Origin of the sequence: Azospirillum sp. HJ39 (assembly GCF_041507355.1) — a bacterium.
In the GTDB taxonomy this organism is placed as follows: domain Bacteria; phylum Pseudomonadota; class Alphaproteobacteria; order Azospirillales; family Azospirillaceae; genus Azospirillum; species Azospirillum thiophilum.
Map to the genome: position 1 here is coordinate 604,434 of NZ_CP167913.1, position 13,198 is coordinate 617,631.

General features: G+C 65.8%; 13 protein-coding genes. 12 read left to right on the top strand and 1 reads right to left on the bottom strand.

The features are described 5' to 3' along the window. Positions 1 to 40 precede the first annotated feature (40 nt). A complete protein-coding gene (locus tag ABMY26_RS34230; protein ID WP_372399902.1) occupies positions 41 to 862 on the top strand; it encodes an ABC transporter substrate-binding protein in 822 nt (273 codons plus the stop codon). A gap of 365 nt (positions 863 to 1,227) precedes the next feature. Here the strand turns inward: ABMY26_RS34230 and ABMY26_RS34235 are convergent, their stop codons facing one another. After that, the gene (locus tag ABMY26_RS34235; RefSeq protein ID WP_372399903.1) at positions 1,228 to 2,133 is read right to left on the bottom strand and encodes a LysR family transcriptional regulator; all 906 of its coding nucleotides are present in this window, start codon (positions 2,131 to 2,133) and stop codon (positions 1,228 to 1,230) included. A 132-nt stretch (positions 2,134 to 2,265) separates the two neighbouring features. Here ABMY26_RS34235 and ABMY26_RS34240 point away from each other — a divergent pair, with 132 nt between their 5' ends. The 11 genes from ABMY26_RS34240 (at position 2,266) to ABMY26_RS34290 (ending at position 13,189) form a co-directional block, all read left to right on the top strand. Continuing rightward, complete coding sequence (locus ABMY26_RS34240; protein ID WP_372399904.1) at positions 2,266 to 3,606, top strand: amidohydrolase family protein; 1,341 nt, start codon at positions 2,266 to 2,268, stop codon at positions 3,604 to 3,606. A gap of 84 nt (positions 3,607 to 3,690) precedes the next feature. Next, positions 3,691 to 4,890, top strand: a complete 1,200-nt coding sequence (locus ABMY26_RS34245; RefSeq protein WP_372399905.1) for an arabinose transporter — start codon at positions 3,691 to 3,693, stop codon at positions 4,888 to 4,890. Between the two features lie 28 nt (positions 4,891 to 4,918). Further along, complete coding sequence (locus ABMY26_RS34250) at positions 4,919 to 5,689, top strand: SDR family NAD(P)-dependent oxidoreductase (protein WP_372399907.1); 771 nt, start codon at positions 4,919 to 4,921, stop codon at positions 5,687 to 5,689. A 494-nt stretch (positions 5,690 to 6,183) separates the two neighbouring features. Further along, on the top strand, positions 6,184 to 7,842 hold the full coding sequence (locus tag ABMY26_RS34255; protein ID WP_372394616.1) for an ISL3 family transposase: 1,659 nt from the start codon (positions 6,184 to 6,186) through the stop codon (positions 7,840 to 7,842). A gap of 129 nt (positions 7,843 to 7,971) precedes the next feature. Then, positions 7,972 to 8,313 (top strand): hypothetical protein, encoded by a 342-nt coding sequence (locus ABMY26_RS34260; RefSeq protein ID WP_372399908.1) that lies wholly within the window; start codon positions 7,972 to 7,974, stop codon positions 8,311 to 8,313. A 284-nt stretch (positions 8,314 to 8,597) separates the two neighbouring features. After that, positions 8,598 to 9,680, top strand: coding sequence for an alpha/beta fold hydrolase (locus ABMY26_RS34265; protein WP_372399909.1), 1,083 nt, complete (start codon positions 8,598 to 8,600; stop codon positions 9,678 to 9,680). A 159-nt stretch (positions 9,681 to 9,839) separates the two neighbouring features. After that, entirely contained in the window at positions 9,840 to 10,859 is a 1,020-nt protein-coding gene (locus ABMY26_RS34270) for an alpha/beta hydrolase (protein ID WP_372399910.1), read from the top strand. 106 nt (positions 10,860 to 10,965) lie between these two features. Then, positions 10,966 to 11,397, top strand: a complete 432-nt coding sequence (locus tag ABMY26_RS34275) for a carboxymuconolactone decarboxylase family protein (protein WP_372399911.1) — start codon at positions 10,966 to 10,968, stop codon at positions 11,395 to 11,397. 117 nt (positions 11,398 to 11,514) lie between these two features. Further along, on the top strand, positions 11,515 to 11,910 hold the full coding sequence (locus tag ABMY26_RS34280; RefSeq protein ID WP_372400521.1) for a cupin domain-containing protein: 396 nt from the start codon (positions 11,515 to 11,517) through the stop codon (positions 11,908 to 11,910). A 90-nt stretch (positions 11,911 to 12,000) separates the two neighbouring features. Beyond that, positions 12,001 to 12,486, top strand: coding sequence for a cytochrome P460 family protein (locus ABMY26_RS34285; RefSeq protein ID WP_372399912.1), 486 nt, complete (start codon positions 12,001 to 12,003; stop codon positions 12,484 to 12,486). A 16-nt stretch (positions 12,487 to 12,502) separates the two neighbouring features. Further along, positions 12,503 to 13,189 carry a DUF4405 domain-containing protein gene (locus ABMY26_RS34290; protein ID WP_372399913.1) on the top strand — a complete coding sequence of 229 codons (687 nt, stop codon included), beginning with the start codon at positions 12,503 to 12,505 and terminating at the stop codon, positions 13,187 to 13,189. Positions 13,190 to 13,198 lie beyond the last annotated feature (9 nt).

The window sequence follows — 13,198 nt, forward strand, 5'->3', positions numbered from 1 at the left end:
GCTTGAGCCGCTTGGGCCCGGGCATCCGGCGAAGCGGCGGATGGCTGCTTGCGGCGATGGCCGTTGCGGCGGTGCTGCTGCCGTCCGCGCCGGCGGCCGCCGACCAGGAAACGCCCGCGGCCGTCACCGTCCCACCTCCTTTCCGGCCAGCTTCTTTGAGCTGGTGCGGGAGGCGTTCGAGCAGGCGCATCCCGGCCGGCGCCTCCGCGTCGTCAACACCAAGACCACCGCGGCCATCACCCAGCTGCAGGACCGTGCGGGGGAGGAGGTCAACCTCTTCTGGGCGTCCGCCCCGGATGTCTTCGAGGTGCTGAAGGCGGCAGGGCTGCTGGCGCCCGTCGCATCCCGGCCGACCGGCGCTCCGGCGACCGTCGGCAACCAGCCGGTCGACGATCCGGACGGCACCCATCTCGGCTTCGCGCTGTCCGGCTACGGGCTGGTCTGGGATCAGCCCTATCTCGACCGCCACGGGCTGGCCGCCCCGCGCGGCTGGGAGGATCTGCGCCGGCCCGTCTATGCCCGCCATCTGGGCATCACGGCGCCGTCGCGGTCCGGCACCATGCATCTGATGGTGGAGACGGTGCTGAAGCTCCATGGCTGGGGGCGTGGCTGGGCGACATGGCTGGAAATCGCCGGCAACCTCGCCACGGTGACGGCGCGCAGCTATGGCGTGGTGGAGGGGGTCGCCAAGGGCCGCTTCGGCATCGGGCTGGCCATCGACTTCCTGGGTCATGGGGCCGGGCAAGGGGCGGCACCGGGCGGCCTGCGCTTCGCCTATCCGGCCGACAGCGTGTTCCTGCCTGCCAGCGTGGCGATCCTGCGCAGTGCCCCCAACCCGGCAGGGGCTGTCGCTTTCTGCTGAAAACCTCCCTTGGTTTGACGCACGTCATGCTGACGAATCAACGGCTCGAGCGAAATTCTTGCGGCTCAAAAATTTCATGCAGTCGAACGCTTTCATAGCCCTGCGGTCAACACTCGGCAAACCCAGGTCTAGCCCGTTCGACGGTCGGAACGGCGGAGATTTCCGTGAGCGGTTCCGGAACCTGCCCGCTACTGGTCGAACCGCCCAAGGACATGCTGCCGCTTCCGGAGCCGGTGTCACTGCGTCATCCGCACAGACCGCAGCTTTCGCCTCGCGTTCGTGTCTCCATCGATGGGATGACCAGCCGGTTCGTCGCTCGGGATCGTGCCGCTCGTGGAAGCGGCGAGCCGGAATTCCGATGAATTCTAGAGGCTTCGAACGATCCCGTCGCAATAGTCGATGAATGCCCGGACCTTGGCCGGCGGATGCTGGCGCGAGGGATGGTAAACGAAAAGCGGGAAGCGCTCGCCATGCCAATCGGGGAACAGATCGATCAGCGCGCCCGACGTCAGCCGCGCACCGACACCCCATCCGATCACCTGCGCGATGCCGGTGCCTGCCAGACACTCCTCCAACAGCGATTTGGGATCGGTGAAGGTCAGCGGTCCTGTCGTCGGCACCTCGATCGCTTCGGTGCTGCGGATGAACTCCCAACCGAAGGGGCGTCCCGAGGAGGGATCGATGAACTGCAGGCAGCGATGCCCGGTGAGTTCCGATGGATGCGCGGGCTTGCCGTACCGGCTGAGATAGGCGGGTGACGCCACGGTGAGGATCGGCGCCTCGACCAGCAGGCGCGAAATCAAGCTTGCCCCGCGCGGCTGGCCGAACCGGATGGCGAGGTCAATGCCATCCGCCACAAGATCGCCGAAATGGTCGCGCGTCACGAACTCAACGCTCAGCTCAGGGTGGCGCTCGCAGAACGGGCCGAGCCGTCCGGCAAGCACCAGCGGCAGGAAGAAGGGGTCGATATCGACCCGCAGCCTCCCCCGCACCGCCGAGGAGGCACCGGAGGCCGATGCTGCGGCGTCCTCAATGGCATCGAGATGAGGTTTCGCCTCCTCGTAGAAGCGGCGGCCTTCGTCGGTCAGCGTGACCGACCGTGTCGTGCGATCGAGCAGGCGAACGCCCAGCCGTGCTTCGAGCCGGCTGATCGACCGGCTGACCCCGGAGTCGGTGAGCCCGATCAGTTCAGCGGCTTTGACGAAGCTACCCGCTTCGACCACAGCTGTCAGCACGCTGACCCCGGACAGGATCCGTCCATCAAAGGGCATGCGACGCCTCATCTTAACCTTATCTGATTTTCTGTCAGGAATGATCTGACACAATCTCACTTAATTCAAGAGTGGTTCCGAGCGATATCGCTTGCGAGGCATCAAGGCCCCAAGCGACGAAAGGACCGGATCATGACGCAGAGCAATTCCCGCACGCTTTTCAAAGGCGGCACGATCGTCACCATGGACAGGGCGACGGCTGTGCCGACGGTGGGCGACGTGCTGGTCGAGGGAGACCGGATCGCCGCCATCGGGGCGAACCTGTCCGCCGCGGACGCCCAGGTCATCGACGCCGCCGGCAGCATCGTCATGCCCGGTCTGATCGACGCCCACCACCACATGTGGCTCGGAGTAATGCGGCGGATGATGCCGGATGTCGACGACCTCTTCGCCTATATCGATGTCGTCGCCGAGAGGCTGGGCGCGCATTACCGCCCGCTCGACATGCATCTGAGCACGAGGCTGACGGCACTTGCCTGCCTCGATGCCGGCATCACCACGGTCATCGATGCCTGCCACAGCGCGCGCAGCCCCGAACATACCGACGCCGCACTCGACGCGCTGGACGGCAGCGGCATCCGCGCCCTCCATATGGTCGGAGCCGCGATGGACAAGGGTGCGTCGGCCGCGCACATCCCGGCCGATCTCGAGCGTCTGGCCGCCAAATGGAACCAGGGCGACGGGCTGGTACGGGTGGGGCTGTTCGGCCAGTTCAACATCGACTGGTGGCGGGCCGCCCGCGCGCTCGACATGCGCATCCTCACCGAATTCATCGGCGATCTGGCGACGCTGGGACCGGCGTTCGACGAGCCCGGCCTGCTGGGCAGCCACAATATCTTCAATCACTGCACGCGTCTGCCGGAGGAAACCTGGAAGCGCCTTGCCGCCGCAAGCGTCAACGTGACCATCAATCCGCGGTCCGACGCTCTCTTCGGCTTCGACGACGAGGGCTTCGCCTGGCAGCAGGCGGTCGACCACGGACTGGCGCCTGCCCTCGGCATCGATCTCGACACCGCCTTCGGCAGCGACCTGTTCGGCGAGATGCATGCGCTGTTCGGCCAGCAGCGCTCGGCCATGCGCTATCGCCGGTTCCGTGGCGAGGAGACTGCGCCCGCACCGATCTCCGTCGAGGCCGTGCTCCAGTCCGCCACTGTCAACGGCGCGCGTGCCGTCGGCCTTGAGGATCGGATCGGCAGGCTGGCGGTCGGCTGTCAGGCTGACATCGTCATGGTGCGCACCGACGACGTTGCCGTCTTCCCCGTCACCGACGCGGTCGGGACCATCGTCCAGGCGGTCGAACGCTCCAACGTCGACACGGTCATGGTGGCGGGCGGCATCCGCAAGCGCGGCGGCGCGCTCGTCGGCGTCGATCTGCCGAAGCTGCAGGCGGAAGTGAACGGCTCGCTCGACCACCTGCTCCAGGTCAGCGGTTACCGGCCGGCGCGCTCCGGTGCGGGCACGAAGGCGGCCTGAGCGAACGGGGCCCAAGCGAAGGTGACGTCGCCTCCTTGCGGGCGGCGTCTTCCTCCACATCAGAGAACCTACACGGAGGCTGCCATGCCGGCACTTGCCGTCAAGGATGTGGGCCGGCCCGGTGCCGCGCCGCAATTCCTTTCACGCCCCGCACCAGGCATCATCGCGGCGCTATTCTGCGGCTATCTCGCCGTCGGGCTGCCGCTGCCGGTGCTCCCGCTCTTCATCCACGACAAGCTGGGCTTCAGCACCTTGATCGTCGGACTGGTGATCGGCATCCAGTTCCTGGCGACCGTGCTGACGCGCGGCTATGCCGGCCGTGTCACCGACCAGCATGGCGGCAAGCGCTCGGCATTGCAGGGTGCCGCGATCAGCGCATTCGCCGGCCTGCTCTATCTCGTCGCATCCCTGCCGGGGCTGTCACCCGGGCTAAGCCTGGCGCTCCTGGTGGGGGGCCGACTGGCGGCCGGTCTTGGCGAAAGCCAGTTCGTCACCGGCTGCGTCTCCTGGTCGATCGCCTCGGTCGGACCGCAGCGCGCCGGCATGTCGATGTCCTGGACCGGCATCGCCATGTTCGCCGCGCTCGCCATCGGTGCACCGGTCGGCATGCTGCTTTACCAGGGCTATGGTCTCGAGGTGGCGATGGTCGCCTGCATCGTCGCGCCGCTCACCGCCGTCGCCATCGCCCTGCGCGGGACCTCCTATGCCACGCCCGCAGGTCCGCGGCTGCCCTTCCACAAGGTGGTCGGCCAGATCTGGCGCGAAGGGGTCGGCCTGATGCTGCAGGGGGTCGGCCTCTCGGGACTGACGGCCTTCGCCTCGCTCTATTTCGCGGCGCGTCATTGGAACAGCGCCGGTCTGGTCATGACCGCCTTCGGCGTCGGTTTCATCGCGGTGCGCGTCATTCTCGGCAGCCTGCCAGACCGGACGGGCGGCTATCGCGTCGCGCTGTGGTCGCTCGTGATCGAGGCCGTCGGGCAGACGATGATCTGGTCGGCGCCGACCGAGATCATGGCGCTCGCCGGCGCTCTGGTGACCGGCCTCGGCTGCGCCCTGGTCTTTCCGGCGCTCGGTGTGGAAGCCTTGAAACGGGTGCCGCCCGCCAATCGTGGCAGCGCCATGGGCGCCTTCGTCGCGTTCCTCGACATCGCCTATGGTGTTTCGGGGCCGGTGGCGGGCCTGATCGCCGGGCAGGTCGGCTATGCCGCCGTGTATCTGTTCGGTGCGGCCTGCGCATTGGCCGGCGCGGCCCTGGCCGCTGCCTCGCGTGGCTCACAATCCTGATTACTCCCCATCTGAAGGAGGCTCTTCCATGTCCCGCATCTTCATTTCCGGCTCATCGACCGGACTTGGCCTCATGGCAGCCGGGTTGCTCACCGAAAAAGGCCATCAGGTCGTCCTGCATGCCCGCAATGCCGACCGGGCCGGGCAAGCCCGCAAAACCTTGCCACAGGCCGAGGCGGTCGTGATCGGTGACATTTCGACCATCGCCGGCACCAAGGAGGTCGCCGCTCAGGTCAATGCGCTCGGCAGGTTCGATGCCGTCATCCACAATGCCGCCGTCGGCTATCGCGAGGCGCATCGATTGACGGCCGACGGTCTGCCGCACGTCTTCGCGATCAACACGCTGTCGGCCTACATCCTGACGGCGCTGATCGACCGTCCGAAGCGGCTCGTCTATCTGTCGTCGGGCATGCACCATCGTGTCGACGCCAATCTCGACGACATCCTGTGGAAGAAGCGCCGCTGGAACGGCTCGGAAGCTTACGCCGAGAGCAAGCTGCACGACGCGATGCTGGCCTTCGCCATCGCCCGCCGCTGGCCGGAGGTTTTCAGCAATTCCCTTGAGCCAGGCTGGGTTCCGACCAGGATGGGCGGCCCCGGCGCGCCCGACGACATGGATCAGGCGCATCTGACCCAAGCATGGCTTGCCGCAGGCGACGATCCCAAGGCGGATGTGACAGGCGAATATTTCTATCACATGAAACGCATGTCCCCCAACCCGCAGGCGCTGGATCCCGATCTTCAGAATCGGCTGATCGCCCTCTGCGCCGAAACCTCCGGCGTCATGTTGCCGTCCTAGCACGACGGCCGGGCAGACAGCCGCTACTCCGCGGGTAGCGGCCATTCCGTAGCCCACTCCAATGGTGACCAGCCTACATCACTGAGGTGTATCGGAACCTGGAGCCTTATCGTCCTCGGTCCTGAACTCCTGGAGCCGCACCGTCACCCGGGCCGACGTGGCGGCCACCGTGGCGAGAGCCCGGTGAGGTCGATAGTTGGCAGGCTGGGTTAGGAGTGTCGATGGGCCAGAGGGAGCGACGCACGCGCCGCAGGCTCTGATGGGTCCGGCGCCCCGGCAGGGGTGCCGTCGAGCCACCGGTGTCCGCCAGCCCCATCGCCCGCAGGTTGTCCAGGTCGGGCAGATCGCCCAAGCTCTCCAAACCGAACTGGTTGCGGAAGGCGTCGGTGGTCACGAAGTGAGGTGGTCCCTGTTTCCCGGTTCTCCCGCACTTTTCGTGGATCAGGCTGATGACGTTGGAGCCGGCGCCATCCGGAGATCCCATGTAATGAAGCATGCAAGAGCTTTTTGTGATCCCGGACTGCCGTGTCGTAACAGTTGAACCTGTTGGTGCGGCTGGTCTTCATGTGGCTGCCCAGGTCAAGTACTCCCATGCATGCTGTCCATCCTGTCAACAGCCGAGCCAATCCGTTCACAGCCGGTACCATCGGCATCCAGCTGACCTTCCGAGCCTGGGGAGCGCCGTCCACATCGACCTTCTCGTTCGTCGTTTCTATTGCCGCAACCCGATCTGCCCACGCCGGACCTTCGCTGAACCGGTGCCGGAGCTTCTGTCGCCGAGAGCACGCCGCACCCGGCGGCTCGCCGGCGCGCAAGCGCGGGTCGGCGCCACCTGTGGCGGGGAAGCCGGCGCAAGACTGCTGCATTGTCTCGGCATGCCGAGCAGCGCCGACACTGTGCTGCGGTTGGTACGCGCACTTCCCCTGCCGGAGTACGCGCTGCCCAGCGTGCTGGGCGTGGATGATTGGGCGCTGAGGAAAGGGCGGAGCTACGGCACTATCCTGGTTGATTTGGAGACACACCGCGTGGTTGATCTGCTGCCCGACCGCACAGCCCAGACGCTGACGGAGTGGCTCAACGACCGTGGCACGGTCACGGTGATCGCCCGCGACCGTTCCACCGAGTATGCCCGCGGCAGTGCCCTGGGCGCTCCCCGGGCGGTTCAGGTGGCTGATCGGTGGCACCTGCTCCAAAACCTGCGGCAGATGGTTGAACGCTGGCTAGCCGGCGTTTACGGCCGTTTGCGCCGCCTGCCGCCGGTTTCGGGCGGAGCCGTGGCACGGCGCGTTGGGGGCTATCCGCGCAGTCGGGCCGAAGCCGCCGCGACGGCGGACAGTCGTGCCCGGCGACATGCCTTGTATGAGGAGGTTCGGCGGCGTGTCGCGGCTGGCGAGAAGCTGCTGACGATCAGCCGGACGATGGGGCTCGCCCGCGGTACTGTGCGCAGCTACGCCCACGCGCAGCAGTTTCCTGAGCGGGCCGTGCGGGAGTCCGGGCTTGGTATCCTCGCCCTGCATCGTGAGTACCTTGAAGCCCGTCTGGCCGAGGGCAACGAGAATGCCGCGGCGCTGTGGCGGGAACTCCAAGACCGCGGCTTTGCCGGATCGGCCAAGCAGGTCCGCCGCTGGCTGAACCAGCGGCGGACCACTCCTGCCAAGTTCACGCCGCACAAGTGGCGCCCCGGCCCCACCGAAACCGCATCAACCTCCGCTACCGGTCCATTCCCCGCCCTGATCTCGCCCCGGCAACTGGCATGGCGGCTGGTGCAGGCGCCGCAGGGCATCGACACCGCCACAACTGAGGCCCTCGCCCGGATTTCGCAGGACCCGGAGGTCGCCAAGGGGCGCGACTTGGTTCGCCGCTTCGCTGAACTGATCGGACGCTGTGGAGTGCGATCGGATGCGCGTCCTGCCAACCCCTCCGCCATTTTGGACAATTGGCTTACTGACGCGCTGTCCTGCGGCATCCCAGCCGTCGAAACTTTCGCCGCCGGCGTGAGGCAGGACGAGGCAGCCGTCAAGGCGGCGCTCACCATGCCCTGGAGCAGCGGACAGGCGGAGGGACAAGTCAACAAGCTGAAGCTCATCAAGCGGCAGATGTATGGACGCGCCAGCTTCAATCTGCTGCGCCGTCGCGTCCTGCTCGCAGCCTGATCCACGAAAAGTGCGGGAGAACCAGTTTTCTGGGGCCACCTCTCCCGCGACGATCTGGTCATCGCGCAGGCCCAGGAATTCCTGCCAACCGTCGAGGCCTTGCGCCCAACGGTGCCCTGGGACCAAGTGGTGCGGGCACTGAAAGGGCAAGGCCGGACCCGGCCCTGGGACCGCAAGCCGTGGACACCCAGCCTGATCCGCGCCGTGCGCCGGCTGGTCGTGGCGGACTTGGTCCGTTCGGATGTCCTCGATCCGGCTCCCAAGCGGATCGACAGCGACGACCTCGTGTTCATGGTGGCGGGGCTGACGCGTGCCGAACCCGGCATCACGCTGGACGGCATCGCACGCCGCCTTCAGGGCATGGGGCAGCGTACCCCACGCGGCGGCCTGCGCTGGAGCCGGTCGTCGGTGAAGAACCTGTTGGACCGCGCCAAGGAGCAAGGGCTGGTGCGGGAAGCGGAGACCGCGTAGCGGTTGTTCAGCCGTTTGAGCGGTGGGCTGTTGGGAAGACCAACATTGTCGTTTGTCCCACCGCCCCCAGCCTCCGGCAGACATGGCGCGGTTCAAGTTGACGATGCCCCGGCAGTGGCAAACTCAACACAGCGTTCAGCAATGTCCGATCCGACAGAATTTGCGCACGCGCTCGATTTATTAGCCCTTCTTATAGCGACATGCACATCTAGCGATCTAATCGAGAAATCCCATAGCTGTTAGATTCAGGTCGGCCCGAAACAGCAGGAATTGGGGAAACGACCTTGGACTCTTGGAAGCATCGTCTCGCGCCTTTGTTGGTCGCGGCGGGCATCGCGGCAAGCCCTGCTGCGATCGCCCAGCAGGCGAACAGGACCGAACCCCTGGTCATCCAAGAGCAAGGCAGTTTCGCCGTCGGCGGCACGGTGTCGCGTACGCCCGGAACCTACAACAACAACGCGCCGACCGCCGAAGGACAGAGTCTCCATGGCGACCATCTCTACGCCTTCTACCAGGTTCCCCAGGCCCCGAAGGCTTTGCCCATCGTCATGCTGCACGGTGCCTACCAATCGGCTCGCAGTTGGGAAACCACGTCAGATGGGCGCGACGGGTTCCAGACCATTTTCTTGCGGCGGCATTTCCCAGTCTATCTGGTCGATCAGCCGCGCCGTGGACGGGCGGGCAACGGCACCGTCGCCATGACGATCGAGCCGACGCCCTACGACCAACTCTTCTTCGACCAGTTTCGACTCGGCAAATGGCCGAATTACTTCGACAACGCCCAGTTCGACCGCAAGCCCGAGACGCTGGACCAGTTCTTCCGTTCCGTCACGCCAAACATCGGGCCTTACGATGCCCGCGTGATCTCGGATGCGATGTCGGCACTGTTTGCGAAGATCGGCCCGGCCATCCTCTTCACCCATTCGCAGGGCGGCGGTCCGGGCTGGCTGACCGCGATCAAGACCCCCAACGTCAAAGCGATCGTCGCGTTCGAGCCGGGCAGCGGCTTCCTCTTTCCCGAAGGCGAACTGCCGCCGGCGATGCCGAGCGCAGCCGGCACCCTGGCGCCCGAGGCGGTGCCGCTCGCGGACTTTGAGACACTCACCCGCATCCCGATTATCGTCTATTACGGCGACAACTTCCCGGTCGAGCCGACGACGGAGCGCGGACAGGACAACTGGCGTGTGCGGTTCGCCATGGCCCGGCTCTGGGTCGATGCCATCAACACGCATGGCGGCGACGCCCGGCTGGTGCGGCTGCCAGAGATCGGCATTCGTGGCAACACGCATTTCCTGATGTCCGACCTGAACAATGTCCAGATCGCGGATCAGGTCTCGCGGTTCCTCACCGAGAAAAGGCTGGATTGATCCGCCTGCAACGGCGCTCGCCGCTGCGCGGGGTGTCGCACGCTCCCCTTGAAAGGACTGGAACCTGAAATGGCCGACCAAGCCATCAACACAAGCAGACGCGTGTTCCTTGGAACCTCCGCGCTCGTTCTCTCCGGTGCAATCTCAGGAGTTTTGGCCATGACCAACGCCGTCGTCGCCGCCGACCACAAGCAGAATCCGTTCACGCTGGTCTATGACGGCGCGATCACCAAGAACGAACCGGGCAAGGTGAACATCCATCCGGTCACCTACACGCTCAACGGCCTGGACATCGTCGCCAACGTCTACACCCCGGCGAACTACGATCCGAGCCGGACATACCCTGCGATCGTCCTGGCCCACCCGAACGGCGGGGTCAAGGAACAGGTCGCCGGCTTGTATGCCCAGCACCTGGCCGAACAGGGCTACATCACGATCACCGCCGATGCCGCGTACCAGGGCGGAAGCGGCGGCGCGCCGCGCAACGTGGACAAACCCATGTTCCGCATCGAGGACATCCACGGCATGGCGGATTTCATCACCCGCTATCCGGGTGTCGATGCCGCGCGTCTGGGGCTGTTCGGCATTTGCGGTGGCGGTGGCTACTCGCTGGCGGTGGCGAAGACCGACAAACGTTTCAAGTCGATCGCGACGCTGAGCATGTTCAACTCTGGACGGGTTCGCCGCAACGGTTATGCGGATTCGCAGCGCGCGACCATCCAGGACCGCCTGCGGCAGGCTTCAAACGCCCGCGCCCAGGAAGTGGCCAGCGGAGATGTTCTCTACTCGGGGGATGCCAATCTGAGCGATGCGCAGATCGCCGCCCTGCCGTTCGATCTGTACCGGCAGGGTTACGAGTATTACTGGAAGACGCACGCGCACCCCGGATCGACCTTCAAGTACACCACGAGCAGTCTGCTGGACCTGATGCGTTGGGATGCCACCGACCAGATCGAGCTCATCGACAAGCCGCTGCTGATGATCGCCGGCAGCAAGGCCGACAGCCTGTACATGACCGAGGACGCCTTCGCCAAGGCCACCGGCACGACTGACAAGGAATTGTTCAGGATCGACGGCGCGACGCACATCGAAACCTACTGGGTTCCCCAGTACGTGAACGCCGCGATGGGCAAGCTGACGCCGTTCTTCGCCCGAACCCTCGCTTCCGGTCGCTCATGACGCCGGCTGCACCGTCTTTCCCGACCGCCCGTTCAAAAGGCTTCGGCACCAGGACGCCCGGGTTCCGTTTCCGGGCGCCGTCCTCCACCCCCCGAGGAGTCGCACAGTGAAGACGCTCACCAGAAATCTGTTCGTCGCAGCCGGCCTGCTTCTGCCCACAGGATTGTCCACCATGGCGACCGCCCAGACCCAGCCCCCCGCCACGTCCGGCGCGGCACCAGCCCAACAGCCGTCGCGCGCGCAGCAGCTGATGGGCGCCACGGCGCCGAAGCTCGCCGAACTGACCGATGGCGTTCTCTACGGCGATGTCTGGGAGCGTCCGGGCCTCTCCAAGCGCGACCGCAGTCTGGTGACCGTCACGGCGCTCATCGTGCTCAATCGTCCCGACCAGCTTCGCTCCCATCTCGCTCTCGCACGCCAGAACGGTGTGACCGAGGAGGAACTGATCGAGACCATCACCCACATGGCCTTCTACTCCGGCTGGCCGAGCGCGGTGTCCGCCGTGGCGATCGCCAAGGACGTCTTCAAGAAGAACTGATCGCGGGCGCCACGCCCAGCCATGGAAAACGGACGGAGTGAGATGAAGTCCCTCGTTGCAGCATCGCTTCTCATCGCCTTGTGCGCCCCGGCCGCCTTGGCCCAAAGCAATCCGCCAATCACCGTCACGCACCCCGGTGCCCAGCCGTCCGCCGTGGGGCCAGCCGAGAATTTCACCGGCTCAGTGCGGGTCGATTCCCGCTTCCAAGGCACCGCGCCCGCCCGCATCGGCGGCGGCATCGTGACCTTCGAGCCCGGCGCCCGCACCGCCTGGCACACCCACCCGCTCGGCCAGACGCTGATCGTCACGGCGGGCGTCGGCCTCGTGCAGGCCTGGGATGGCCCCGTTCAGGAGATCAGGCCGGGGGACATCGTCTGGATTCCGCCGAACGTCAAGCACTGGCATGGCGCGACCACGACCAACGGCATGGCGCACATCGCGTTCTCGGAGTCGCTCGACGGCAGGTCGGTCGCGTGGATGGAGACGGTGACGGACGACCAGTATCGGCGATAGCCGCACTCCGTCAAACGTTGCCGCGACCCGCGCGACTGCACCGGACGGCACGGCCCATCGCCCGTCCACGAACCCCGAGCGAGGTTGTTCATGTTGAAATTCGCCAAGCCGTTCGCCGTCGCGAGCGTCGTCGCCGGCACGGTCTTCGTCGCCGGCTGGCAGGTGCACGCCGAGACCAACCGGGTCAGGTTTCCAGAAAACCTCGACCAGCTTGTCCATTACACAACCGTGCGGCGCGGCAATGTGACGGAGCACATCCTGACAACGCGAGACGCGATGGATGCGGTCAAGAGCGGAGGCCCAATCCCCGCCGGCACCCATTTTGTGCTCGCGGATTACCGCGACGGCACCCTCTATCGCTATTTCGTCATGGAAAAGGGCGAAGGCTTCGGGGCCGACTATGACGAGCGCCGCCGCACCACCGATTGGCAATTCCAATGGTTCTGGCCGGACAAGTCCGTCAACCTGGACGAGAACACCGCCCGCTGCCAGTCGTGTCATCGCAGCCAGGCGGACAGTGACTTCCTCTACACCGCCGACCGGATTCCCCGGTTCAACGGCACGCCGGTGCAATAGGTCGGAGGAACGCGCCGTGAATTCCGTCTTTCTTCTGCGCCTTGCCTTCGACCTGACCGCAGCCGCCCTTCTGCTCTTCGGTCTCTCTTACTGGTGGCTCGGGAACGCCGCCCACGAGCTGGCCGGGACCGCGATGTTCCTGCTGCTTGTCGTCCACACCGTCTTCAACCGCCGCTTCTACGGCAGGATCGCGAAGACCCGACGGGAGGCGCGGGACCTGTTCAACCTCGCCGTGATCCTGGCCTTGCTCGTGGCGATGGCGATGCTGCTCGTCACCAGCGTTCTGATCTCCAATGCCCTGCCCGACATCCTGTCGTCGTTCGGCGGCTTCACCGTGCGACGGATCCACACGCTGGCGGCCTATTGGGCGCTCGTCATCGTCGCCGTCCATCTTGGTCTGCGCTGGCCGCTGATCATGGGCGTGACGCGCAGTCTGCTGGGGCTCTCCGCTCCAAACCCGGGGCGGAGCTGGGCGTTGCGGTTGGCCGCGCTCGCCATCGCGATCCACGGTGTCTGGAGTGCGTTTGAGCTGGGCCTCGGCGGAAAGCTCGCCATGCAGGTGTCGCTCGACTGGTGGAACTTCGAGACATCGGTCGCCGGATTCTTCATCCACTGCGTCGCGGTCGCCGGTCTCTGCATGGCCGTGACCCACTACGCCTTGAAATGGCTGCAACGCCGCGAACGGACAGCCAGGACGGCCTGATCGAGAGGA